This window comes from Agrobacterium sp. CCNWLW32, from assembly GCF_037083425.1.
In the GTDB taxonomy this organism is placed as follows: domain Bacteria; phylum Pseudomonadota; class Alphaproteobacteria; order Rhizobiales; family Rhizobiaceae; genus Agrobacterium; species Agrobacterium radiobacter.
The window spans coordinates 15775-40881 of the sequence record NZ_JBAOJM010000022.1 but is presented as its reverse complement, the minus strand read 5'-3'; the positions used below and the strand labels follow the sequence as shown (position 1 = coordinate 40881).

Genomic DNA, 25107 nt, shown 5'->3' with positions numbered 1-25107 from the left:
CCTGTTCCCGGCATCTAAGCCGAAGTCAGGCAGAAATTCCACTTATCCCCGCTGTTCAAATTTCCCGAGCCAGCTCTCTGCTCTAGCCGCGCAGCGGCGCTGTTGCGGTTGGCTGCCACCACGATCGGGCGAAGTGACACCGCGCTTGGTGCGTTTTACCGACGGTTGGCAGGGCGCATCGGCAAGCAGAAGGCAGTGACAGCGACGGCGCGGAAGATTGCAGTCCTTCTGTGGTTGCCGCCCGTAATGCAAGAAGTTTCTGAACCATTGGGTGTGATCGAGTGCGGTCTTCTGTCAGGCCTTTAAATGCGGCACTTTAGAAGCCGCTGGCCGATATGGTGATCAGCGGATCAGGTCCAAATCTATTCAGCGAGCTGATTGGCTCTATGCCCCGAACTGGTTTTCCTGATCCAGATCTGTTCGATCATTTTGCCCATATGGGTCGTCGACTTTCTCACACCTCCGTCACCGGCTCTAAACTACCTTGTGCCACACCTCTGTCACGCAGCAGCAGTCTGTGCCGGGTTCTGATAATCCTTGCCTGTTGTCAGCATGGCCCAGATCGCTCTGGCCATTTTGTTCGCGAGCGCGATAGCCACAAGCATTCTCGGTTTCCTGGCCAGCATTCCAGATAGCCAAGACCTTTCCAGGATCGTTCTCCGCCCGAGCCAGTTCAAGCGCGACATCGCTCCCATGATCAAAAGCCGGCGTATATCGGCTTGTCCGGCCTTTGATATTCGTCCGAGCCGCTCCTTTCCTCCTGACGAATGCTGCCGTGGCACCAGGCCTAACCAAGCCGCGAAGTCTCGCCCACGCCGAAAGCTTTCCATGGGTGGAGCAAACGCTTCAACGGCCAACGCGCTCATTGGTCCAATGCCCGGCATTGTTTGCAAACGGCGTGCTGTGTCAGTCAGTGATGCCAGAGCGCCGATCTGTTTTGTCTTCACCTCGATCCGTTGCGTCTTCTCGGCGATCTGCAGCAGAAGATCGCGGCATTCGTCGCGAACCAGTTCTGGCAGATCGCTGTTCTCAGCCTCAACCATCGCCTCAATCCGCGTAAGCTGCCCAATGCCCGGAGGAATTGGATGCCCGAACTCGTAGAGGGCTGATCGCAATGCGTTTACCAACTCAGTACGCTGACGTACAAGTCGTTCTCTCCCACGAAAAAGAAGCGCCTGTGCCTGCTGCTCCTCGAGCTTCGGCGTAACGAAGCGCATCCCAGGTCGCTGTGCGGCTGTGACAATCGCTTCGGCATCCGCGGCATCGTTCTTCTGACGCTTCACGAACGGACGAACGTACTGTGGCGCTATCAGCCGTACTTCATGACCGAGTTTCGTCATCTCGCGTGACCAGTAATGAGCACTCCCGCACGCCTCCATCACGACGATCGAAGCGCCTTGCCCGGCCATAAATCTGCGAAAATGCTGCCGGGATAGCTTCCGCCGGAACTTCACCTCTCCGCAAAGCAAAGCTCCGTGAACCTGAAAAACGTTCTTCGCCAGATCGATCCCAATCATCGTGTCGTATGTCATGCTGCCATCCTTCCACCCGTTGGATTTAACCCGACCATCCTCTGACAGAACGTGCCGGGTGGGTAGAGCGGCAACCACGCCATCTATTCATTTCGCCACAATGGCAGAGCCCAAATTGAGTGCGGATTTCAGTAGTTGCGTCATCGTGGTGAACGTCAAAATGGGGTTATGGCGAACTCTGGTGGCGGGGCGACAGCGATAACTCGGAAACGTCTGACTTCCGCGCGGACAACGGTATGCGCCCCTCTTGAGGCCCGAGCCGATTGTAACGGTATCGGACCTTTTATTGATACCGGTCGGCAAGGGAGTTCTGCTTAAGGCATCGCAGCGAGGTCCGGTATACATCGCCGCACCATTTCGTGGGACCCATTGGTTGCGCCGTGACCAATAGCCCACCTGCTGATCTTACAGGCGACTCTGTTACAATCGATATAGTCGCTCGGCGTTGTCGTGGAAAAGTGCCGAGCGTTCCGATGCCGAATAGCCCGCTGTGATATCCTTGAAAGCGTTCCATATCGCGTCATAGCTCGAGAACAGCTTGTCGACAGGGAAATTTGAGGCGAACATCGCCCTCTCGACCCCGAAGGCGGCGATTGCCTCCTCGACATAGGGGCGAATACTTTCAGTGGTCCAGGTCCAGTCACCCATGCCGAGGCCCGAGATCTTGCAGGCGACGTTTGGCGCCTGCGCAAGCGTCTTCATGGCTTTGCTCCAGCCGTCGAAATGCGCGGGGCCGTCGACCTGCATGCCGGTATGGTTGAGAATGATTTGGACGTCTGGGAAATCGCGGGCGAGTTCGAGAAACTCTTCCATCTGCCAGTAGTAGAGCTGCAGGTCGAAGCTCAGGCCCCGTCGGGCAAGCTCCCGGAAACCGCGTCGCCATTCCGGCGTGCGGCTGACTTCGGTTTCCGTCAGATAGGTCTTAGCGGGGTCCTTATGAAAGTTCATGGATTGGCGGATACCGCGGAAGTTGGCGTATTGCCCGTGCTCATCGAGCAGTCTTCCGACATCCGGCTTGCGCAGGTCGGCATAACCGACGATGCCGTGCGGAAATCCATGCCGGTCCGCGATGCTCTGCAGCCAGCGGGTTTCACCCGCCGGATCCGCCGGATCATATCCGACGTCGAGATGCACGGCTTTGACCAGGTTCTGTCCGCTGGCATCGGCCAGGAAATCATCGATCAGGTAGGTCTTGTTGATGGCGGTATAATCGCCGAATGCCGACGGCTTCACACCGTTGGACAGCCAGGGATAGTAGCCGTTCTCGAGGTCCCAGAGATGGAAATGCGGGTCGATGATGGGAAAATCTTCCATGGTGGCTTCCAGTGATCGTGATCGGGTGGACAATCGGGGTGCCCGTTTCAGCACGGACACCCCCGTCGACTATCAGTTGGCTGGCGGGAAAACGCGCGCGATGACGGCCTTGGCCTCCGGTGAATCAACCTTGTCGGCGGTGACCAGCGGCATGACCAGTGCCAGATCCTTCTCGACGGCTGCACCCGTCAGCGCATTGTAGACCTGTTGCGTTCCGTCGATACCCTGGCCGACGGCTTCCTGGAAGAAAATGCCCTGGATGGCGTTTGCTTTCAGCAATCCGATGGTGGTCGGGCTGCCGTCGGCGACGGCGATGCCCACCTTACCGGTCAGCCCGCGCGTCTCCAGAACCTTGGCCGCCCCGGTACCCGCCTCGTCATACATGCCATAAATGGCCTTAATATCGGGATGGGCGGTCAGCATGTCGTTTGCCTGGGTGACCGCCTCGTTGATCGTCAGGCCGCGTGTCTCCAGCATCTGCGCGAGATCGCAGCCATCCGCCTTGAAGGCTTCCTCGGCTCCCTTGAGGTATTTCTGGGCGTTCTCACGATCCTGGGGCAGGGATAGCATGCCCACCTGGTTGCCGCCGCGCTCCTTTGCGAGCTTGCAGACGAAGCTGCCTTGCGCCTTGCCCGTCTCGTAATTGTTGGCGGTAACCGAAGATGTGTAGTCGGTCTGTCCCGGCTGCGGACCGATGCCGGCAAAGGCGATCGGGATATTCTGAGATTTCAGGTATGCCAGCAGCGGTGGCGTGCTGGTCGAGCTGACCGGCCCGATCACGATCGCATCGACACCTTTCGTCACGGCCGTGCGGGCATTGTCCATCTGCTTGGCCGGCGAGTTTTCGGACGTGAGCTCGACATAGTCCATGCCGAGTTCCTCTGCCTTCTGCTTGACGCCGTAGCCAACCCACTGCCAGTAGGAGATGTCGAGCGACGGCGCGAGATAGGCGACCGTCTTTTTCTCCTGCGCGTGCGCCACGCCCGCGCCAAGTGCCATCGCGACAACAACCGTCGCCAGCGTGGCATGTCTATGCAGACTGTTTTTCATTTCTTCCTCCTCCACGATGCCAGCACTGTACCGGCCTTTCTTCATCCGGCTCCCCGCCGGGATTTGCTGAAACGATCGATCAGGACGGCGATCAGGATCGCCACGCCGGTGACCGAGCCCTGCCAGAAGCTGTTGATGCCGATCAGATTGACGCCGTTCTGAATGACCGTGATCATCAGGGCGCCAAGCACCGCGCCGACCGCCGTGCCTGTTCCACCGAGAAGACTTGCCCCGCCGATCACGACCGCGGCGATCCCCTGCAGCATAAGGCTGGAGCCTGCTGTCGATTCTGCGTTCAGAATGTAGGAAATCGTCAGTAGCCCGGAAAACGAGGCGAGAAGCGACGAGGCGACGTAGGCAAAGAATGTCGTGCGCTTCACGGGGATGCCGAGCAGATGGGCCGCCGCCGCACTACTACCAACGGCATAGAACCAGCGTCCGGCCACGATCTTCTTCAGAAAAAGCTCGATCACCACCAGTAGCACGATGCAGAACATAATGTAGTTGGGCATGCCGGGAACGAGGCTGCCGCTGTTCAGAAGCCAGAAGTCGGGATCGCCGATGGGCATGGAGCGGCCATTGGTGACGATGAAGGCGAGGGAGCCCGCGACAGCGAAGGTGATGAGCGTGACGACGAAGGGGGCAAGCCCGGCGATGGTGACGAGAAATCCGTTGATCGAACCGAACACAAGCCCAACGGACAGTCCGATTAAACTTGCCTCCAAGCCGTCGAAACCGTAGGCCATCGCCTGGGCTGTGACCATGCCCGTCAACGAGAAGACCGACCCGACCGAAAGGTCGATGCCGCCGGTGATAACCACGAGGAGAACCCCGAGCGACATGATGATCAGCGGCGCGCCCGCCTGGGTGATATTGGCAAAATTGCCCCAGCTCAAAGCCTGGGGAACCTGCGATCCAACGGCGAGCGCCAGAACGATGATGGCAATCGCGATTGCGATCTCGGTCCGGTAGGATCCGATGATGCTTTCCCTGTGTCGAATCTGAAATGCCGTCTGTTTTGGGTCCGCCGACGCCTGGGTCGTATTCTCTGTCATGCTGCCATTCCCGTGAGTTCCGCGAGCCTGTCCTCGCTCAGGTCTTCATTCTCGATCACCCCGGCGCAGCGGCCTTGCGAATCGAATGCCATGACGCGGTCGCAGACCTCGAGCAGTTCGGCATTCTCGGTCGACCACCAGACGATGACGGTCCCGCTCGCCGCCATCTGCCGGATAAGCTGATAGATTTCCCGCTTGGTACCGATATCGACGCCGCGGGTGGGCTCTTCCAGGACGAGCAGCCTGGAGGGCAGTCCCAGCCAGCGGGCAAGCAGCAGCTTCTGCTGCGTGCCACCGCTAAGCGTGCTGGGGAGATTCCAGATCGAGGCGGCTTTCACCTTGAGTGCCTGCATCAGGTCGAGACATTCCGTCCGTTCATGCGCACCGGTCAGCATGCTGCCGCGGACGACACGCCGGGACGCAAGGACATTGTCGACAATGGGCAGGCTGTGCAGGATTCCCTTGTGGGAACGATCGCCGGTGATGAAGCCGGAGCCGAGCCTGGCGGCCTGACGCGGAGAACTGAAACTGCCCGGCCAGGACGCATGGGATACCGTCCAGCGTCTGGACCGCGCCGCCCCGACCAGCGTTGCGATGAGCGTCGAAGGGCCTGTCGGCGCACCGGCGACACCGAGAATGGTCCCCGGCTTGAGATCGAGACTGAAATCGCTTTCCCGTATGGTCAATGCGTCGCCGTTAAAGGCGCGTCGCGTCGGGGCCTTGCGCTCCGGCGTATGGGAGGTCGCCGCCTGACCCATCTTCTCGATTATATCCGCATCCGTCAGGCTGGTGGTCGCGGCGCGATCGACGACGGTGCGTCCATCACGGATGATGGTGCAGACATTGGCTATCTCGCGGATTTCCTTCATGCGGTGGGAGACGAAGACGACCGACAGCCCGCCCTCCCGGGTAAGCCGTCGCACCACCATGAAAAGCCGTTCCGTTTCCTGGGCGGTCAGATTGGCCGTCGGCTCGTCCAGCAGGATAAGCTCGGCGCCCGAGGCGAGCGCGCGGGCAATCTCGACCATCTGTCCCTCGTGCAGGCTCAGATCGCCGACGAGCCGCTGGAGAGACGTTCCCGCAAACTCACGGTCGATCATCGCGAGGGCATCGTAGGCCTGCCGGGCCGCACGCTTTCTGTTGAACAGGGCGGCGCCATGGACGAAGTAGGGAAGGGCGATGTTTTCGGCGACGCTCAGATGCGGCAAAAGGGCCAGCTCCTGATGCACGACGGCAATCTTCCTTCGGCCTTCGGTTTCTGTTCGAAGCTCTCCCGAGGGGCCACGAAACACGATGTCGCCGGCATCTTTTGCAGCTGACCCGGTGATGATCCGGATCATCGTCGATTTGCCCGCGCCATTGCCCCCCAGCAGGGCATGCACCTCACCGCGATCGACGGAGAAATCCACCCCCTTCAGGACAGATGTTGCGCCATAGGCCTTAGTTAGTCCGCTGACTGAAAGGACGATTTGACGTGTCGCGCCCATGTCTTGCCCTCAATAGATGGTCAGTGCTGGGATGAAGCTCACGCAGAACAGCACGAGCATGGCCATGGTGAAAAAGGGCCAGAGCTCACGGGTTGTTTCGCCCAACGGGGCCTTTGCGATCGACGACGAGATAAACAAGGTTGTCCCGATCGGCGGCGTGTAGAGGCCGATGCCGAGGTTGACCACCATCATCAGGCCCAGTTGCACGCGATCGAGACCGATGGAATCCGCCAGTGGCACGAAGATCGGGCCGAGAAGAAGGATTGCCGGCGGCATATCGAGAGGCATGCCGACCACCAACATGATCAGGTTCATCATCAGGATGATCATGATGGGGTTCGAAATGTTGCTGGACACCCAAGCCGCCATCTGTTGCGGAGCTTGGTCGAATGTCAGCACCCAGCCGACAGCAGCACTGCCCATGATGACCAGCATGACGATTCCCGTGCCCGTGCCCGCCTCGACGACGTTGTCGCAGAAGCGTTTCCAGGTCAGGTCCCGGTAAAATAGCAGGCTCAGCAGCAAGGAGTAGACCACCGACAGCACTGCAACCTCGGTAGGCGTCGCCAGTCCGAACCGCAGGAAGAGAATAATCAGGATCGGAAGAAGAATGGCCGGGAAACTTGTGAGAAACAACAATCCCAGATCGCGTTTACGTATGGCTTCGGCGCTGGTCTCGTAGCCGCGGCGCACCGCAATGAACCAGCAGACGAAGATGAAGCCAACAGCCATCAGCAGACCAGGCAGAATCCCTGCTATGAAGAGATTGCCGACACTCACTCCGCTCACTAGTGAAAAGAGGATCATCGGGATCGATGGCGGAATGAGCACATCGATGACAGAGGACGTCGCGTTGTTTGCAGCACAGAGTGCCGGTGGATAGCCGTGCTTTTTCTGCCATGGAATGAGGACGGAACCGAGCGCACTGGCATTCGCCACCGCCGAGCCGGAGACGCCTCCGAAGACCACCGAAGAGACGACGGTTGTCGACAAAGGTCCGCCGCGCCAGCGTTGCATCGCTCTTGAGGCGAGTTCCAGCAGTTGCCGTCCGAGTTCGCCGCCAAGCATGAGCGTGCCTGCGAGCATGAAGAACGGCAAGGCGAGCATCGGGAAGGACTGGGTTTGATCATAAACCTGCTGGGCGACGACTGACAGTGGCACGTAACCATTGAAGAGGACGGCAGCACCGGCCGCGATGATCAGGGCGTAACCGACTGGCACGGCCATCACCATTAGAATACAGAACGAAACGATCATGATCAGGGTCATAGCGACACCTCCTCAGCACTCATTTGGACCCGACGATCCCAGCCCAGGCGCAGGACGCGAAGAGTCGCCGCGACCGTAACGATGGAGACGAAGAGGGCTCCTATGGCCAGGGAGTAGTAGCCGATGCTGTTGGGCAGCTGCAGAACCGAGCTGCGCTCGATCCCTGCAATCTCGGCGACGACACCCGCCTGGTAGGCCAGCACCAGAAACGTCGCTACGCTGATAACATTGACGACGCTGAAGGCTATGAAACGAGATCGTCCCTCCAGTTTGTCGTACAGCCATTCGACCGCCATATGGCCTCCGGCATGGGCCGCCAGCACGATTCCCGCGAGGATGAACCACGGAAAGATCAGCATTGGCAGTTCCTGCGCGAACGAGAAACCGCCACTTTTCAGCGTGTAGCGCGCGACGACGTTTGCCGTTGTCACCAGCGTCAGGGCGATACCAGTGACGATTGTAACAACACGTGAACCCTGCACGACGAGCCGCGCTACTGCCTCTACGAGGTTTTGCAGCATGTCCATGATAGCCTCCGGGTGAGTGCGAGAGCCTTAAGCCCTCGCTGCAGCTTCGATCTGGCTGACGAAGTCTCCGAATGGCTTGGCCTTCCAAAGGTCATAGACCGGCGCAGTGGCCTTAATGAAGGCGGCGCGATCAACATCGCTCACCTCGATCGCAGCATTGCCCTTGAAGCTTGCAAGCACCTCGGCGGCTTTCTGCGTCGACAGGCGACGCTGGAGTTCGCCCGCCTCCCTGGCTGCCGTTTGGATAGCCTCCATATCGCTGCCGACGCGCCCTTGGGCGATTTTCGACATCAGGAAGGGTGTCGATTCCCATTTGTGCGCAGTGAGGCTGATGTACTTGTTCACCTCGTAGAGCTTTGAACTCTCGACATTGGCGAGCGGATTTTCCTGGCCATCGACCACGCCTTGTTGAAGGGCGATATAAAGCTCTCCAAACGCAATCTGCTCGGTGCTCGCACTCAGAGCCTGGAAGATATCGATCGTCATCGGGTCGGCGGGCGTTCTAATCTTCAGGCCGGCAACGTCTTCCGGGATTGCCACCTTGCGCTTGGAATTGGTCAGATGGCGGACGCCATTGTCCCACCAATCAAGCGGCACAACGCCGACGGCGTCAAAACGCGCATTGAACTCCGACCCGACGGGCCCTGAGAGCAGTGCAATGGCCTTTTCTGCATTTTCGAACAGAAAGGGCAATCCGAGGGCAGCCAATTCGGGCACAAGGGCGGATGTCGCGCCTTGACTGTTTGCCGTAAAGTCGAGGGCACCTGTCCGCAGGCTGGTCAGCATGGCGGCATCGCTGCCGAGCGTTTCCGCACCTGCGACGTTGATTGTCACCCGGCCGGATGTCTTTTCGGAGACAAGTTCGGCGAACTTCGCGGCGGCAACCGTTCGGGGGTTCCCCGGCGCTGCTCCGTGACCGAGGGTGAGTGTCGTGGCTGCCCTCGCGGGTCGCACGGTTGCAAGGATTGCCGGTGCGGCAATTGCTATTGCCGCAGTTGCCAGGAATGCGCGTCTATCAATAGGCAAGTTCATAGTCTCCTCCCGAATTTACTTTCATGAAACCCGGCCCTGACGGCTCCTCCCTTCAGGACCGGATATGTTTGTCATGTGCCCAGCCATCGCCGGATCGACGTTGCAATGCTATTTGTGGAAAGGCCGTAACGGTGATGAAGCGTCGGCAGGGCACCGGCGTCGAGAAATTCGTCAGGCAGACCGATTTGCCGGAAGCCGGTAGGCCGAACGTCCGAGCGCATCAGGGCTGCCGCGACGGCTTCGCCAAGCCCGCCGATGACCGTGTGATTCTCCGCGACCACGACGAGCCGGTTTTGCTTGCGGCATTCGGCAAGAATGGTCTGCTCGTCGAGCGGCTTGATTGTAGGGACATGCAGGACGGCCACGTCGACCCCGTCCTTTTGAAGCTCTTTTGCGGCCTCCAGCGCACGCATCGTCATGAGACCAGTCGAAATCACGAGTGTGTCACGACCGCCGCGAAGGAGTTTTGCCTTGCCCAGTTCGAACGTGTAGCCATATTCGTCGAGGACCAACGGCACGTTGCCGCGCAGAAGGCGCATGTAAACGGGCCCCTTGTGGGCGGCGATCGCAGGCACCGCCTGCTCGATTTCCAGGGCGTCGCAGGGATCGATAATCGTCAGGTTCGGCATGCCGCGGAACATGGCCAAGTCTTCGGTTGCCTGATGGCTTGGGCCATAGCCCGTTGTCAGGCCCGGCAATGCACAGACGATCTTGACGTCAAGCATTTCCTCGGCGATCGCCAGGCATATAAAATCGTAAGCCCGGCGTGACGCGAAGACGGCATAGGTAGTCACCCAAGGCTGGAAACCTTCGCGTGCCATTCCCGCTGCCGCCATCATCAGTAACTGTTCGGCCATGCCCATCTGATAGAAGCGATCCGGATGGGCGGCCCTGAAGACGTGCAGATCCGTGTATTTCGCAAGATCCGCGGACATGCCGACGATGCGCTCGTTCTTCTCCGCCAGTGTCGCCAGCGTGTGGCCAAACGGAGCAGGTCTAGTCGACTGGTCGGCCCCGGCAATCGACGCGATCATCGCCGACGTCGTCAACCGGGGGCGATTTTCGCCCAGAGTCAGGAAATCCGGACGAATGTACTTCGAGCGCCTCATGCTGTCACTCCCGCATCAATGATCCTGAGGGCTTCGACCCATTCCTCCGGTTCCACTCGCAAGAAATGGTTGCGTTCCCTTGCTTCGAGGAACGGCACGCCCTTCGCCATCCTGGTATCGCAGATGATCATGCGGGGCTGTGCCTCGACATGGTTGCGCGCGGCATCGAATGCACGGACCACGGCTTCGATGTCGTTGCCATCGACCCGCTGCGTGAACCAGCCGAACGCCTCGAACTTTGCACCGAGCGGCTCGAAGTTCATGACGCCAAGGGAAGGGCCATCGGCCTGCATCTGGTTGACATCGACGATTGCGATCAGGTTGTCCAGTTTGTACGAGCCGGCCGACATCGCTGCTTCCCAAGTCGATCCCTCATCGAGTTCACCGTCGGAGAACAGGTTGTAGACGAAGGATCTGGAATTCTTGCGCTTCAGGCCAAGGCACATGCCGACAGCAATTCCGAGCCCATGGCCAAGCGAACCGCCGGTGATTTCCATGCCTGGCGTATAGGCCGCCATTCCAGACATGGGCAGCCGGCTATCATCTGTGCCATAGGTTTCCAGTTCGTCCTCGGGCACGATTTTTGCCTCGATCAGAGCAGCGTACAGAGCGATCGCATAGTGGCCGATCGACAGCAGAAAGCGGTCTCGTTCTTCCCATTCGGGATCGTCCGGGCGGTAATTCGTCGCATGGAAATAGGATACAGCCAGAACATCCGCGATCCCGAGCGCCTGGGCGATATAACCCTGGCCCTGAACTTCGCCCATCCGCAAGGCGTGGTGCCGGATGCGTCTTGCCCGCTCCGGCAGGCTTACATTGTGACCGATCTGGGTCATTGAATTCTCCTGTGGCGAGCCTGAGCCGGATCAGTGGATCAGCATGCCGCCATTGACGTCGATCACCGCGCCCGTGACATAGGCCGAGAGATCGGATGCGAGAAACAGGTAGATATTCGCGACGTCGCGTGCGTCGCCGAGCCGGCTCAAGGGAATGCCCTTGATGATGTCGGCGCGCATTTCGTCCGTCAGCTTTCCGCCGGTGATGTCGGTCTGGATCAGGCCGGGTGTGACGGAGTTCACGCGGATGCCGACCGGCCCGAACTCGCGCGCCATGGCTTTTGCGAGCCCGAGCACGCCTGCCTTGGCTGCGGAATAATGGGCCCCACCAAAGATGCCGCCGCCACGTTGTGCGGAAACGGACGAAATGCAGGCGATGGAACCGCCGCCATTGTCGCGCATATTGGGAATGAAGGCTTGGCTGAGAAACAGGATGCCAGTCATGTTGACGTCAACAATGCGATGCCAGTCGGCCTCTGTGATGTCGAGCGTCTTGACGGGCTGGGTGATGCCCGCATTGTTGATCAGCACGTCAACCTTGCCGAATGCCGATACTACAGTTTGGGCGGCCGAATCGCATTCAGCCTTGTTCGAAACGTCGCAGCGAAGGCCGATGTGGCTACCCTGGCCATTCACCGGCAAAGTCTGGGCCGCTTCCTTCGCGGATTCACCATCAAGATCCAGTATGGCGAGACGCGCTCCATGTTCTGCAAACAGTTCTGCAGTCGCACGGCCAATGCCGCGTTTGCTCGCCGCGCCCGAAATGACCGCGGTCTTCCCCTTCAGTAGCATCTATGTCTCCTCCCAATGCCTTTCTCAAAGCATCTGGTTGATGTTCCGGCAGCGGATCAAGGCTGCTGCTGGAATTTGTGGCTGAAAGGGGCATGTTCGACAAACGCCAAGTTTACATCGGTAGGTGACTGTGATTCACTAATCCGATGCTGCACATGACATCACTATCCGCCATGCGTATTTTCGAATCCGCCGCACGGCTCGGAACATTCCGGTCCGCTGCCGAGGAGCTGAATCTGTCGCCAAGTGCCATAAGTCACGCGATTTTCAGGCTGGAGAGAGACATGGGTGTCGCGCTGTTCGAACGCAGCACGCGCAGTGTCAAGCTGACATTTGCCGGCCAGACGCTCTTGACGCATGCCTCGAATGCCTTCGAGGAACTGCGCAGAGGTGTTGAGAAAATTTCATCGAATAAAGCGCAGTTGCTGCGTCTCCATTGTGCCCCAAGCTTTGCTGCGCAGGTTCTTTCGCCGCGATTGCCGCAGTTTCTGAAGGAGAACCCGGGCGTGGAGGTCAGAGTGGCGGCCAGCACAAGTTATGCCCGTTTTGTCGACGGTCTGTTCGATGCCGATGTCGTTTACGGAGAGCCCCTCAACCGCGAAGACCTCATCGTCATTCCACTGTCTGAGGAAATCATAGCCCCGCTTTGCTCGCCGGAGATGGCGGTACAGATTAAATCCCCGAGGGACCTCTTCCGCCTGCCTCTCATCCGGAGCGATCTAAAACGGATTCAGTGGATCGACTGGTTCGAAATCAATGACCTTGGCCCTCCCCCCGCTCCGTCGATTAGTTTCGACAGAAGTTTCCTGGCGATAGACGCGGCAGCCAACGGCCTTGGGATAACGCTGGAATCCAATGTTCTCGCCCGGAGAGAGCTCGAGAGCGGCAGGTTGGTCAAAGCGTTTGCCGGGAAATTCCGGGACAACCGATATATCGGGCATTATATCGCCTATCCGAAATCGGGCAGCCAGAGGCGACTGGCACGCATTTTTGCCGACTGGCTGACCGACCAGCGTTGCTAAGCGACAATACCCGTGCGTTCGGCGTTGCCGGGATGGTCTGGCCGCCATGCTTGCAACGAGATCGCTGAACCGCTCGCCCTGAATGCCGACATGTCCCCGCAGCAGGCGGCGGGCGTCCTCTCCGTTTCCAGCAAAGATCGCATCGACGATGGCGCAATGTTCCGAGAAAGACGTCGACAACCGATTGCGCATGCGCAATTGCAGGCGGCGGTAGGGCGCGCAGGCGCCGGTGCAGTTACAGGCATTGTTCCTCGAGAAACTCGCTTCGGCTGGCCGCATAGATCGCCTTATGGAATTCCTCGTTGTCGTAGTAAGAGCTGGCTCGGGAAATCTGCACAGCTAGGATAGGTAGAATTTCTGCCTGACTTCGGCTTAGATGCCGGGAACAGGAGAGACCATACAAGACGACCGCTCCTTGAGGGGGCGACAGGCGTATTCGGTGATGAAGCGAAGGCGGAACCGGCGCGTCCAACCGTCGATGTGAAAACGCTGCACGCCAAAATCGGCGCACTGACGCTGGAGAACGATTTTTTATCCGGTGCGCTGGGCAAGGCGGATTGATGCGGGACAACAAATGATCGACCGCGATCATAGGCTATCCGTCGTGCGCCAGGTGAAGCTTCTCGGCTTCAGCCGTGGCAGCCGTCTACTATTCTCCACGTTCAGTGTGGCACAGCGATCTGGCTCTGAGGCGGCGGCGGACGAATGCGTCGCATTCGCTCGGGGATCGACGAACTACATCTCGACTACCCTTTTGCCGGAAGTCGTATCTTGCAAGGACTCTTGAGAGGAGAAGGCCTGGAAACTGGGCGGCGGCACGTCGCCACACTGATAAACAAGGTGGGCATCGAGACAATATACCGTCGCCCTAACGCCTCCAAACCAGGGCCAGGTCACACCCGCCCGAAACTGTTCAGACAAACCGAGCCGTGCGAGCTTCTCCTGTCTGGTTGGCGATCATCGATGATCGATGAATATCGAACATGCGTGTTCGAACGCTTCCAATGCAGCAGAAATGGCGGGCCGAGCTTTGCTTCCCTTTGCGAATGCCGAAAAAAGTCGCCGCTGTGTTACAGGGCGTAGGTCCAGGCACCGAAAATCGGGATCGAGCAGTATATTGTGCGTCGCAAGACCTGGAAGAACGGTAACGAAGCTTCCGGTTCGCACAAACTCCAATGTCGCTGCAATGTTGCGGCAGCTCGACATGATTTGTGGCGTATATCCCTCCGCATGGCACGCGTTCACGATGAACGTCTGATAGCCAATGGCTGATTGGTTCAGGGCCCATTTTTCCTGGGCAAGTTCCCATAGTTCGACCGACTTTCGTCCAGTGCCCGCTAATCTGTGATCGACTGAAACAACGGCTTTAAAGGGGTCGATGTAAAGGGGCTGGAAGTCCAGCTGGTGCGCGAAGTTTTCCGTCCCAGTTAGATCGTCTACGATTGCGATGTCGACCTGCTTCGTCGCAGTCGCTTTGAGGCCGTCACCCGGCTCCATTTCGTTGAAAAAGATCTCCAGCGAGCGGTGCTGTTTTGCCAGCTGGGTAATCGCTTGTGGGATGATAGTTGCAGCTGCTGAACCGAAGGCAGCGATACGCAAGTCGCCGGTCACCGTTTGTGCAGTTCGCGCGAGATCCGCTTCTACTTCGTTCACGGCCTGAAGTATTCCGCCAATGCCGGCCAACAAACGCTCGCCGGCCGATGTCCAGCGTACACCTCTCGCGGAGCGCTCGAACAGAACGAGGCCAAGCTCCTTCTCAAGGAGAGAGAGTTGCTGCGAGACAGCGGGCCGCGTCAGGTTCAGGGATCTTGCAACCGCCGAAATCGTGCCAAGGACCGAGAGCTCATGAAGAAGTTGCAGCCGTGAGAGATTGAGCATGATAAACGCAGTCCGTAAGTTTCTCTTACATGTAGTGTTATCAAGCGTCGCCTTTTCTTTCACTCATTTTCTGCGATCAATACGTAAAAAAAGGGAACAATTAGAGAGTGATCGCTCGACCGCGCGTGCTGTCGGATCGTCTTTCTTGGCCTCCCCTTTTTTGGACAGAGTCTATTGGCTCATCACGAGGAAGGTACAAGATGACTACGGTTGCTTTTATTGGTGTTGGTCGGATGGGTTCGAGAATGGCGCTTCGCCTACTCGATGCAGGTCATGTGGTCCACGTTTTTGATCCCAACACGGCAGCTACCGCTGAGCTTGCTGTAAAAGGCGCTGTCGTTGAGGCATCGCCGAGTGCCGCCGCCGCGCCAGCCATGTTTGTTCTCAGCAGCCTGCCGAGTCCTGCCACTCTTCGCGACGCCATTACCGGCGAGAATGGTATCCTCAAGAAAGTGGCCGCGGGCGCTACGGTTATCGACTTCAGCACAGTCGATGCATCGACAACCAAGGCCATTGCAGCACAGTGCGAAGCGAAGGGCGTTCACTTCATGGACGCGCCGGTCAGCGGCGGTGTCGCCGGCGCCAGCGCCGGGACTCTTCTGGTTATGGCTGGCGGAAGCCAAGACGTTCTCGATGCAGCCCGCCCGGTCCTCGGCCCGATCGCCGGCCACATTGTGCATTGCGGCCCTGTCGGTTCTGGCCAACTGACCAAACTCGCCCATAACCTCCTGACGGCAATCAATACCGTTGCCCTAGGCGAAGTGCTTGCCGCCAGCGTCAAATCCGGCGCGAACCTATCTGTTCTGACGGAAGTCCTGTCCGGCGGACTCGCGGGCAGCAAGATGCTCGACTACCTCCCAAAAACGCTTTTCACCGAAGAGCGGCCTGCAAACTTCGCACTCGATCTGATGCACAAGGACATCTCCCTGTGCCTCGAGGAGTTCTCGGCTTACCCCATGCCGCTCGGTCAGATGGTCCGCCAAATCTACAATATGGCACGCGCCGAAGGCCTTGGAGGCAAGGATTCCACGAGCGTAGCAGAAGTTTTCGAAAATCTTCTGAAAGTCGAACTGCGCCTGCCCGCAAGCGCCTGATCACCCGCATTCAACCAAGGAACGAACAATGTCTCAGACAGCTAAAGTCCGGAATGACACGGCGGAAGTCATTTTGCCAACCGCTGGCCTTTCCGGTCAACTGATCAATGGAGCATGGGTCAAGCCCGTATCTGGCGCGATGCTCGACATCATCAATCCCTGCCGCAGCAGCGTCATTACGACGATCGGCGTGGCGGACAGAGAAGATGTCGATGCTGCAGTTGCCGCGGCGAAGGCAGCGTTTCCCTCGTGGCGGCGTCTGGCATCGCGTACGCGCGGCGCGCTCCTGACGGAGCTTGCCAATCGTGTCTCAGCGCATTCGGAAGAGATCGCTCGCATTCTCGCTGCAGAAACCGGAAACGCGCTGCGTACGCAGAGCCGTCCGGAAGTCATGAGTTCCATTGAAGTGCTGCGTTACTATGGCGGAACGGTCGCCGAACAAAAGGGCGAAACGCTTCCGCTTGGCCCGGGTCTGTTCAGCTACACGACGCGCGAGCCGCTTGGCGTCGTCGGTGCGATCATACCGTGGAATTCACCGCTGGTTCTCGCCGCCGTCAAGATAGGCATGGCTCTCGGCACTGGCAATACGCTCGTCCTGAAGCCTGCCGAAGACGCGCCGCTTGCGGTCATCCGAGTCGCAGAGCTTGCAGCCGATCTGTTCCCGAACGGCGTCTTCAACGTCGTGACCGGCGTAGGTGAAGTAGCAGGTGCTGCCCTATCCGGCCATCCGGACGTTGCAAAGATCTCTTTCACGGGTTCGGTCGAGGTCGGTAAACTGGTCGCCCATGCCGCCGCCGACCGTATTGCTCGCGCCACATTGGAGCTTGGGGGCAAGAGCCCAACCATCGTCTATCCGGACGCCGCGACCGACGACAGGATCGATGGCCTTGCAGCGAACATCATTAATGCGATGCGGTTTGCTCGTCAGGGGCAGTCCTGCACTGCCGGTTCACGTCTTTATGTCCATCAGGACGTATTCGAGCCTGTCTTGAAGAAGGTCGTCGAGAAGCTTGCCGTAATGAAGATCGGCGACGCCCTTGACGAAGAGACCGACATCGGCGCGATCATCAACGAGGAGCGCTACAGCGCTGTTCGGGAGTTCATCTCCGAGGCGGTTAACTCGGGCGCCGAAGTGGTAACCGGTGAAGTCCCGCCCGCGGCTGGCAGGAACGTCGGATTCTTCCCGAAGCCGACCGTCCTCAAAGGCCTCACCAACGACTGGCGCATCGTGCAGGAAGAGGTGTTCGGCCCTGTTCTCGTTGCCATTCCATGGACGAGTGAAGTCGAGGTTATCGAGTGGGCAAACAACACCCACTATGGCCTTGCCGCCTATATCTTTGCCAATGACCTAACCACGGCTCTCAATGCGGCGAGCCGGATCGACGCCGGTTGGCTCCAGATCAACCGCGCCGGCGGCCAGATCCCCGGCATGTCCTATGGCGGCATCAAGCAGAGCGGTATTGGATCCGAATACTCCATCGAAGGTGCTCTTGAGGCCTATACGGCCCGCAAAAGCGTCACGGTCAACCTCTGAAGTTACGGATAAGAGCCAAGTCGATGCCCAAAACGCTTTCCATCAATAGCAAGCTGACGACGGCCGATATCGAGCGCCTATGCGTATTTGGCGAGCGTTTCGATCGACTTATGACACTAGAGGTCCGCCCGCTAACGGGCGGGCTTCCGGCTGGAATCGTCGTCCCGACGTATCTGGCCTGTCGCGCGGTACAAGGCGAGCCTTCCTCGACACTCGCGGCAAGAAAGCTGCTTGCAGCGATACGCCCAGGTTCAGATGTCATTGTCGCGACCGGCGCAGGCGTTGCGCCGAAGCTGCCTCTCGGGGAGACCGACGGTCCGCCCGGTGCTGTGGCGCTGGCGCGCAGCCTGGCGCTCGGATTTGGCGCGAATGTTACGCTTGTCGCCCAGGACGAGCACATGCCCGCTGTCGATGCCTGCGTTCGAGTCATCGAGGACGTTGCGCAGTCGCAGGGCTCGATCACCACAGCCATTTTTCCGAAAGGCGAGGCAGAAGGTCTAGCCGCCGCCACCGATATTTTTGATCGTCTGAAACCGACGGCCGTCATTTTCGTAGAGCGCGATGGTCCGAACGAAGCTGGCCACTATCATGGCATTCGCGGCGATCGCCGCCCGCCGGGAACCGTCGCAGATGTCTATCGCCTGGCCTACGAGGCGAGACAGCGAAACGTGCTGACGGTCGGAATCGGCGACGGCGGTAACGAAATCGGGTTCGGAAAAATTCGTGAAGCGGTCGCCGCCCTCTTGCCATGCGGCGGTCGCTCGCAGCCTGACGAGACGGGTGTGGTCACCATCACCGAAACCGACGTTCTCGTCAGTGCATCCGTATCCAATTGGGGAGCCTATGCGGTCTCCGGGGCTCTCGCGATAGCGCTCGACGATGAGAACCTCGCGCACAGTGGCGATCGGGAACATGCATTCATTGTCGCTTGCATTGCAGCGGGCGCGCTTGACGGGGCAACGTCGCGGCCCGCTCTCGCTGTGGATGGTATCGACTGGCGTGGTCACTCAGGCGTCGCCGAGCTGATGCGCAGCATCGCAATTTCTGCAACTTCGAAATTCGAACTCAAAAACGCGGTCACAGCATCCAGCGAGGCGGACCTGCCGATTTTTTCGGTGCTCAATGATGCCCAGGCCAAAGGAGGTTATCACCTATGAGCCTATCCACGCAAAAGAGCGAAAGTCAGACTGCTCGCCGGGATACCTTCGGGAATGAGATCGATCCGGTCGTCGGTTTCGCACGTGGCTCGATCATCAAATCCAGTATCGAGGAGGCTAAACGCCTTCGCCATGGACAGACCGTCGCGGCAAAGCGCGTCCAGGCACTTGGACCGCGATCGATCGGCGTTTTCACAGGAAACCAGCGCGATTTTCCAGTTCGTCCGGAAGACCTCAACACGAATTGCGAGGAATGGATTGGCCCTGGTCTTTATGCCGAGGAGCTCCGCACGGTCGCCATCGAACATCTTGGCGGACGAAGTGACGACGGATGTGCCGTCTTCAATCGCACCAGCGCCGGGATCGTAGCGACGATCGCCGCACTCGCCGGCGGAAAGCCGGTTCTTTCGGTCGTACCTGCCGGCGATCGATCTCACGCGTCGGTCGTACGTGGATGTGCACTCGCCAGGGTCGGGCTGAAGGAAGTTACCTCAGACAAAGATTGGCGCATTCACATTGCGGATTGCTATCTGGTTATCGTAACCACCGTTACGAGTGCGCTGGCTCGGCTCGATGACGCTCTTACGATAGCCGTGGTCGAGGAAGCCCACAGAGCTGGAGCTATTGTCTTTCTCGATGAAGCCTACGGCGCTCGCCTTCGCCCTGTGCTGCACGGAGGGCAGAAAGCTCTTGCACTCGGTGCGGATATCGCGATCACCAATTGCGATAAGGCCGGACTTTCGGGGCCGCGCGCTGGCGTGCTGGTCGGCCGCTCCGGTCTCGTCATGGCGGCAGCCGCCAAAGCTGCCGAGTATGGTATGGAAGCTCGTGCTCCAATCGCGGCGGCCGTGCTTCGCTCTCTTCAAAAATTCGATCCTCGTCATCTGAAACAGGAGGCGGCGGCCGGTCAGGAACTTGCCGCCGCACTTGAGGCAGCGATGGGCGGGGGCGTTGTCATGCGCAGCGACCTTGGACCCATGATCAATGAAGACGCCGTGCTCGCTATCATTCTCGAACGTGCGTCGATCTCGGCCGGTGCGCTCAGCGTCGTGCCCTGCGAGGCGACCGCAGCACTCGGCATGCTCCTTCTGGCAGACCACGGCATTTTGACGGTCAATACGCATGGCCAGCCCGGTGCGCGCGTTTCGCTGCGTCTGAAACCGACTCTTGATGCTCTTGCAAGTGTCGGTGGCGTGAGCGCCGTCGTCGATGCAGTCGATGAGTGCATTGCCAAGGTTGCAGCCATCGTCACGGATAAAAACGCAATGAAGACGCTGATCCTAGGAGATTTAGCATGACCACTTCGAATTTCGCCGCCATGGACGATCGGCTCGACCGGCTGGTCAATCTCGACCTGGGCGGCCGCGGCGTCGAGCATCTTTCTGCGGCTACCCGTCTATTGCTTGGAGCATCGCCGGTGGGAGCAGCGGCCGATAAACTTGCCGCGCTGAACCACGAGGATGTCGTACTGGTTACAACGGGTTCGGTTTCGCGCGCCTGGATCTCCCCAGAGATCGGCGAGAATGACGGTCCGGCTGGTCTGGCGGCGGTGGTGCGCGCAATCAGCCTTTCCCGCAAGGCGCTGTGTATCGTTCTCGCGGAGGCGACCTTGATCGAGCCAATCGGCAAACTCATGACGACGGCGGGCCTGACCGTCGTTCCAGTCGAACAGGCTAAGATTGCCGCCCGCGACAAGAGCCTCGCCGTCGTATCGCTTCTGCCATTTACGACCAAGGATGAGGACGCCCCCGCCGAAGCTTGCCGCATTCTGGACGAATTAAAGCCGGTCCTGCTGTTTTCGACGGAACGCGTCGGTCGCAATGCCGACGGCATCTATTGCAGCATGCGTGGTGTGGACTACGGCATGGACCGCGCGCGCATCGATTATGTGTTCGATGAAGCCAACAAGCGCGGCGTTTTGACCGTGGCAGTCGGCGACGGCGGCAATGAAATCGGAATGGGTGCGATCAAGGAAGCAGTTCATAAGCACGTCCGTTTTGGTGACGCGCGACCGGAAGGTGGCGCCGGGATCGGCGCCATGACCGGCTCCGATATTCTCGTCACGGCGGCGGTCTCAAATTGGGGTTGCTACGCTATCGTCGGCGCGCTCGCCGCTCGGTTGAAGGACATCCGGCTCCTTCACAAGCCAGAAATGGAAGCCACTCTTCTCAAGCGTGGTGTCGATATCGGCCTGATCAACTCTGTCGACGGACTGATCGACGCAAATGTCGATGGTATACCACTTTTCACCCATCTTGCGATTTCCGAGATTATCGAGGGGATCGTTCGACCCGCGCTGCGCTGATTGTGCAGGCGCAATATAACCAAAAGGGGAATGAAAATGAAATATGGATTTCTTTCTAAGCTGCGTTCGGTCTTCGCCGGCGCGTTGGCAACCATGGTCGTTGCGGGAGCAGCCCATGCCCAAGAAACATCGCGGCTTGATGAGCTTCTGTCCCGCGGAAAACTGATCGTTGGCGTGTCGAGCGAATCTCCCCCGTTCGGATTTGTCGATGAGAAGGGCGAACTGGTCGGCTTCGATATCGACATAGCCAAGCTGATTGCTAAGGCGACATTCGGCGACGAAACCAAGGTCGAGTTTGTACGTCAGAGTGCAGCCCAACGCTGGCCGAATGCTCAGAACGGCACAATCGACTTCGGCGCGCAGACTACGAGCATTTATGCTGATCGCGCTCAGAAGGTCGCTTTCACCCGTAGTTACATCGACGGTGGTGTCGTGATGATCGTTCGCAAGGACGCGCCGTTTCAGAAGCTCGCCGACTTCAACAAGTCGGACGTCACGATTGCCAATCTGACGACGCCGACCCAGGAGGAACGCGCCAAACGCCTCTTCCCGAGTGCACAGATCGCCACCTTCGACGGCATTGCGGCCCAATTCAATGCCGTGAAGCTTGGTCGTACGCAAGGGGCACAGTTGGATGGCCCGGTCGCCGCCTGGTATGTCAAACAGAACCCCGACATGCGCGTCATCGAGGAGCGGCTGACAGATGTCGTAAATACTGGCATCTTCATGAAACCCGGCGACTTCCGCCTGTGGCAGTATCTAGATCTCACGGTCAGCGAAATGACCGGTGGATACCTCTTTGCCGACTACAGCAAGATTTATGAAAAGTGGTTTGGTACGAAGCCCTTGAACGTCAAATGGTATCTCAATCAGCCACAGAAGTAGTCGGTCTTTGGCTTCAAAATAACAAGGGGAACACCATTGGACGCGTTCGTAATTTTCTTCACCAGATATCTTCCGGCGTTTGCCGATGGGTTCCTGATTACTGCGGGGGTAGCGGCTCTCGCCGCCCCTGCGGCACTGATTTGGGCCATTGTATTGATTATACCCCGGCTCGCCCACTGGACATGGGCCAGCAGATTGGTTGATGCCTATGTCGAGGTTATGCGCAATTCGCCGCTTCTGGTGCAAATGTACCTGCTTTATTTCGGGCTGCCTCTTCTCGGCCTCTTCTGGAGCAGCATCGTCTGCGGTGTAATCGCAATCGCCTCGCAGCACGGGGCATTTCTTTCCGAGATCCTGCGTTCCGGAATTCAATCCCTAAGCCAGAGGCAATGGGAAGCCGGTAGCGCGATTGGCATGCGCAGATTCGCGGTCATCCGTCTCGTCATTCTGCCGCAGGCGTTTATCAAGGTGCTGCCGGCGCTCGGTAACCAACTCATCGTCCTCGTCAAAGACACCTCACTTGTATCGGCCATCGGCGTCATGGATCTGACCTTGACCGGTAAGATGACGATCGAACGATCGGGCGCGTCCTTTGAAGCCTTCATTGCAGTCGCGTTCTTCTACCTCATTCTCACAAGCACGCTCGGCCTGGTCCTTCGTATCATCGAAGTGTGTGCGGCCCGGAGGTATGGCTGATGTTTCCTGTCCTTCAATCGAATTTGCCTTACCTGCTACAAGGCGCGGTATACACCGTCATACTGTCAGCAATCGTCGTCTCCTGCGGCACGGCGCTCGGCGTCGGGATTGGCGTCCTGGCATCTGTTGGCGGAGCAATCCTCCGTTCCATCATCACTGCCTACATTTTCCTGTTCCGTGGCGTGCCGGTTCTGGTGATCATGTTTCTCGGTTTCTACAGCTTTCCCGCTTTGGGTTTGCGGCTGGATGCATATACGGCGGTCGCCATTTCCATGATCGTTTATGTGGGTGCTTTTGTTGCCGAAGCGACGCGCGGGGCGATTGCCGGCGTGCCGACGGGACAGACAGAGGCTGCTAAAAGCCTTGGAATGCGCAAAGGCAAAATGATGCGGGAGATTGTCATTCCGCAGGCAATGCGCCTGGTTATCGCGCCAGTCCTCAATATCTCACTTATGGCAATCAAGCAGACATCCTATGCATCCATTGTAGGAGCGTGGGAGCTGTCCTTCGCTGCCCGCGAAGTGGTGGAGCGCACTCTTGCTGCATTCCAGATCTTTCTCGGCGTTATGCTCATCTATTTCATCATCTGCTACCCGCTTTCGCTCGCTGCACGCGCGCTCGACAAACGTTTGGCCTTTGACAGTTAAGGAGACCAACATGAACCAAGCTGCTGCCCCGATTTCTCAGAGCGACGATATTGTTGCTATCAGAGGTCTCCGCAAATCCTACTCGACACTCGAAGTCCTGAAGGGCATCGACATATCCGTCAAGCGCGGTGAAGTCGTCGTCATCCTTGGGCCGAGCGGGTCGGGAAAATCCACAATGTTGCGTTGTGTGAATTTCCTTGAGAACTTCGACCAGGGGACCATTACCGTTGAGGGCCGCCCGGTCGGCTACAAGATGGTGAACGGCACGCGCAGGCCGGTAAGCGAAGTTGACAACGCCAGCCTTCGCCAACACGTCGGCATGGTGTTCCAGAGCTACAATCTTTTCCCCCATCGTACCGTTCTTCAGAACGTAATGATGGGTCCGGTCAAGGTGAAGGGCATGGACAACAGCAAGGCGCGTGACATCGCCATGAAGCTCCTTGCCAAGGTCGGAATGGAACACAAGGCCGACGCCTATCCCGGGCGACTTTCGGGTGGTCAACAGCAGCGCGTAGCTATCGCCCGGGCGCTTGCGATGGAACCATCCGTCATGCTCTTCGACGAGGTCACGTCGGCGCTCGATCCCGAACTCGTCGGGGAAGTACTCAAAGTCATGCGCGAGTTGGCCGAAGAAGGCATGACAATGATTGTTGTTACCCACGAAATGGGATTTGCGAGGGGGGTCGCCGATCGGGTTGTCTTTATGGATGGTGGCGTTGTGGTCGAGCAAGGTCCGCCAGAAGAGATCATGACCAATCCCCAAACGGATCGGTTCCGTGGTTTTCTGTCACGTCACCTCTCTCATGAAGGGTGAATGCTTGTCTCCACGATCAACACCGAGCAGAATCAGGGCCTGTCGCAAATTTTCGTAGTTAACGGCCTGTTGACCATCAGCGGAGAAATTCGCGCTCCCGAATTATGGAGCGTACCGATGATTCTGAATGCCATTACGGAGAAATTGAAGCGCCAATCGAAGGACGACTTCAAGGGGCGGCATTTCGAGGCATGGCTCATTGTTCAGGCTGTTGCCTGGTACCTGCGTTATCCGCTGAGCTATCGCGATTTGGAGGAGATGTTCCGAGAGCGCGGCTTCGAAGTGGATCACAGCACGATCAACCGATGGGTTCTTGCCTACGCGCCGATGATCGAGAAACGGCTGCGCCAGTTTCTCCGATTGCATTGTGGTTCGGTCCGCATTGACGAAACCTACGTCAAGATCCGCGGCAAGTGGCGCTACCTGTACCGCGCCATCGATAAGCATGGAAACCCGGTGGATTTCCTTTTGACCGCAAAACGTGACCTCGATGCCGCCAAGCGGTTCTTCCGCAAGATGCTGAAGGACGAGCCCCTGCTCTCGCCGGGCAAGTTAGGCACCGACGGCGCCAATACCTTTCCTTTAACGATCAAAGCGGCCGTCGATGACGGCCTGCTGCATCCCGACCCTGTGCACTACGTTACCAAACATCTCCAGCAAGGCATCGAAAGCGACCATTTCAGAGTGAGGAAGAACATGCCGGAGATCGGTGGATTCCAATCTTTCAACACGGCACGCCGGACGATCGCCGGCTTCGAAGCAATGCTCTGGTTGCGGAAAGGCTTTGGCTTTTCCGGCAGTTGGAACGTCAACGATCAGAATGATCTGCTCGCGTACCTCTTCGGACTTCAAAAGGTTAACAAAGCATGAAAATGCTGAGAATCGAAGCGTAGTCTCACTCTACTGAACCGTTTGCGACAGGCCCGGTTCCCGCGAACTCCAACCTGCCGTCCCGGCCATAAAAAGATGGGAAGTTGCAAGAAGGCTGGCGGCGGCTTGTCGCCGAGCGATCGGTAAGGTCGCACCTCATTGTAGTTCCGCCCCGGTTTTCGATAACGATATCCGGGACCAT

Annotated in this window: 23 protein-coding genes and 3 pseudogenes; 13 read left to right on the top strand and 13 right to left on the bottom strand. The window is 58.4% G+C overall.

All coding sequences use genetic code 11. The features are described 5' to 3' along the window. Window positions 1-84 precede the first annotated feature (84 nt). A pseudogene (locus tag V6R85_RS25230) lies at window positions 85-234 on the top strand (IS110 family transposase); the annotation flags it as partial. A 266-nt stretch (window positions 235-500) separates the two neighbouring features. Here V6R85_RS25230 and V6R85_RS25225 read toward each other — a convergent pair. The 11 genes from V6R85_RS25225 to V6R85_RS25175 form a co-directional block, all read right to left on the bottom strand. Then, the gene (locus V6R85_RS25225) at window positions 501-1532 is read right to left on the bottom strand and encodes an IS110 family transposase (protein ID WP_111785218.1); all 1032 of its coding nucleotides are present in this window, start codon (window positions 1530-1532) and stop codon (window positions 501-503) included. Between the two features lie 420 nt (window positions 1533-1952). After that, window positions 1953-2846, bottom strand: a complete 894-nt coding sequence (locus V6R85_RS25220) for an amidohydrolase family protein (RefSeq protein ID WP_111785217.1) — start codon at window positions 2844-2846, stop codon at window positions 1953-1955. A gap of 72 nt (window positions 2847-2918) precedes the next feature. Continuing rightward, window positions 2919-3896, bottom strand: coding sequence for a substrate-binding domain-containing protein (locus V6R85_RS25215; protein WP_111785223.1), 978 nt, complete (start codon window positions 3894-3896; stop codon window positions 2919-2921). A 41-nt stretch (window positions 3897-3937) separates the two neighbouring features. Continuing rightward, the gene (locus V6R85_RS25210) at window positions 3938-4951 is read right to left on the bottom strand and encodes an ABC transporter permease (protein ID WP_111791809.1); all 1014 of its coding nucleotides are present in this window, start codon (window positions 4949-4951) and stop codon (window positions 3938-3940) included. Beyond that, a complete protein-coding gene (locus tag V6R85_RS25205) occupies window positions 4948-6438 on the bottom strand; it encodes a sugar ABC transporter ATP-binding protein (protein WP_111785215.1) in 1491 nt (496 codons plus the stop codon). The genes V6R85_RS25210 and V6R85_RS25205 overlap by 4 nt, the downstream gene beginning before the upstream one ends. Window positions 6439-6447: 9 nt before the next feature. Continuing rightward, window positions 6448-7707 (bottom strand): TRAP transporter large permease subunit, encoded by a 1260-nt coding sequence (locus tag V6R85_RS25200; protein WP_111785214.1) that lies wholly within the window; start codon window positions 7705-7707, stop codon window positions 6448-6450. After that, complete coding sequence (locus V6R85_RS25195) at window positions 7704-8234, bottom strand: TRAP transporter small permease (protein WP_111785213.1); 531 nt, start codon at window positions 8232-8234, stop codon at window positions 7704-7706. Before V6R85_RS25195 ends, V6R85_RS25200 begins: the two co-directional genes overlap by 4 nt. Before the next feature lie 27 nt (window positions 8235-8261). Next, window positions 8262-9266 carry a TRAP transporter substrate-binding protein gene (locus V6R85_RS25190; RefSeq protein WP_111785212.1) on the bottom strand — a complete coding sequence of 335 codons (1005 nt, stop codon included), beginning with the start codon at window positions 9264-9266 and terminating at the stop codon, window positions 8262-8264. Between the two features lie 71 nt (window positions 9267-9337). After that, complete coding sequence (locus V6R85_RS25185) at window positions 9338-10375, bottom strand: transketolase family protein (RefSeq protein WP_111785211.1); 1038 nt, start codon at window positions 10373-10375, stop codon at window positions 9338-9340. Then, window positions 10372-11211: a transketolase gene (locus tag V6R85_RS25180; protein WP_111785210.1), complete on the bottom strand. Its 840-nt coding sequence runs from the start codon at window positions 11209-11211 to the stop codon at window positions 10372-10374. The genes V6R85_RS25185 and V6R85_RS25180 overlap by 4 nt, the downstream gene beginning before the upstream one ends. Before the next feature lie 30 nt (window positions 11212-11241). Further along, window positions 11242-12003 (bottom strand): SDR family NAD(P)-dependent oxidoreductase, encoded by a 762-nt coding sequence (locus tag V6R85_RS25175; protein ID WP_336377334.1) that lies wholly within the window; start codon window positions 12001-12003, stop codon window positions 11242-11244. Window positions 12004-12149: 146 nt separating this feature from the next. Between V6R85_RS25175 and V6R85_RS25170 the strand changes: the two genes are divergently transcribed. Beyond that, window positions 12150-13025, top strand: coding sequence for a LysR substrate-binding domain-containing protein (locus tag V6R85_RS25170; protein WP_111785208.1), 876 nt, complete (start codon window positions 12150-12152; stop codon window positions 13023-13025). A gap of 36 nt (window positions 13026-13061) precedes the next feature. On the opposite strand, the pseudogene V6R85_RS25165 reads toward V6R85_RS25170, so the two are convergent. Then, window positions 13062-13338: pseudogene (locus tag V6R85_RS25165) on the bottom strand (FCD domain-containing protein); the annotation flags it as partial. Window positions 13339-13373: 35 nt separating this feature from the next. On the opposite strand from V6R85_RS25165, the pseudogene V6R85_RS25160 reads away from it, so the two are divergent. Further along, a pseudogene (locus V6R85_RS25160) lies at window positions 13374-13922 on the top strand (IS3 family transposase); the annotation flags it as partial. Between the two features lie 60 nt (window positions 13923-13982). Here V6R85_RS25160 and V6R85_RS25155 read toward each other — a convergent pair. Then, a complete protein-coding gene (locus V6R85_RS25155; protein ID WP_236761784.1) occupies window positions 13983-14966 on the bottom strand; it encodes a LysR family transcriptional regulator in 984 nt (327 codons plus the stop codon). A gap of 137 nt (window positions 14967-15103) precedes the next feature. On the opposite strand from V6R85_RS25155, the gene V6R85_RS25150 reads away from it, so the two are divergent. From V6R85_RS25150 to V6R85_RS25105, 10 genes are all read left to right on the top strand, one after another. Beyond that, entirely contained in the window at window positions 15104-15997 is an 894-nt protein-coding gene (locus V6R85_RS25150) for an NAD(P)-dependent oxidoreductase (RefSeq protein ID WP_111785207.1), read from the top strand. A 28-nt stretch (window positions 15998-16025) separates the two neighbouring features. After that, on the top strand, window positions 16026-17531 hold the full coding sequence (locus V6R85_RS25145; RefSeq protein WP_111785206.1) for an aldehyde dehydrogenase family protein: 1506 nt from the start codon (window positions 16026-16028) through the stop codon (window positions 17529-17531). 23 nt (window positions 17532-17554) lie between these two features. Continuing rightward, window positions 17555-18688, top strand: coding sequence for a glutamate cyclase domain-containing protein (locus tag V6R85_RS25140; RefSeq protein ID WP_111785205.1), 1134 nt, complete (start codon window positions 17555-17557; stop codon window positions 18686-18688). Continuing rightward, window positions 18685-19986, top strand: coding sequence for a selenocysteine synthase (locus tag V6R85_RS25135; RefSeq protein ID WP_111785204.1), 1302 nt, complete (start codon window positions 18685-18687; stop codon window positions 19984-19986). The genes V6R85_RS25140 and V6R85_RS25135 overlap by 4 nt, the downstream gene beginning before the upstream one ends. Beyond that, complete coding sequence (locus tag V6R85_RS25130) at window positions 19983-20993, top strand: glutamate cyclase domain-containing protein (protein WP_111785203.1); 1011 nt, start codon at window positions 19983-19985, stop codon at window positions 20991-20993. Before V6R85_RS25135 ends, V6R85_RS25130 begins: the two co-directional genes overlap by 4 nt. A gap of 36 nt (window positions 20994-21029) precedes the next feature. Then, complete coding sequence (locus V6R85_RS25125) at window positions 21030-21878, top strand: transporter substrate-binding domain-containing protein (protein WP_236760352.1); 849 nt, start codon at window positions 21030-21032, stop codon at window positions 21876-21878. A 36-nt stretch (window positions 21879-21914) separates the two neighbouring features. Next, a complete protein-coding gene (locus V6R85_RS25120; protein WP_111785201.1) occupies window positions 21915-22574 on the top strand; it encodes an amino acid ABC transporter permease in 660 nt (219 codons plus the stop codon). After that, on the top strand, window positions 22574-23221 hold the full coding sequence (locus tag V6R85_RS25115) for an amino acid ABC transporter permease (RefSeq protein WP_111785200.1): 648 nt from the start codon (window positions 22574-22576) through the stop codon (window positions 23219-23221). The genes V6R85_RS25120 and V6R85_RS25115 overlap by 1 nt, the downstream gene beginning before the upstream one ends. 10 nt (window positions 23222-23231) lie before the next feature. Further along, complete coding sequence (locus V6R85_RS25110; protein WP_014857732.1) at window positions 23232-24035, top strand: amino acid ABC transporter ATP-binding protein; 804 nt, start codon at window positions 23232-23234, stop codon at window positions 24033-24035. 117 nt (window positions 24036-24152) lie between these two features. Beyond that, window positions 24153-24905, top strand: a complete 753-nt coding sequence (locus tag V6R85_RS25105) for an IS6 family transposase (RefSeq protein ID WP_111785221.1) — start codon at window positions 24153-24155, stop codon at window positions 24903-24905. Window positions 24906-25107 lie beyond the last annotated feature (202 nt).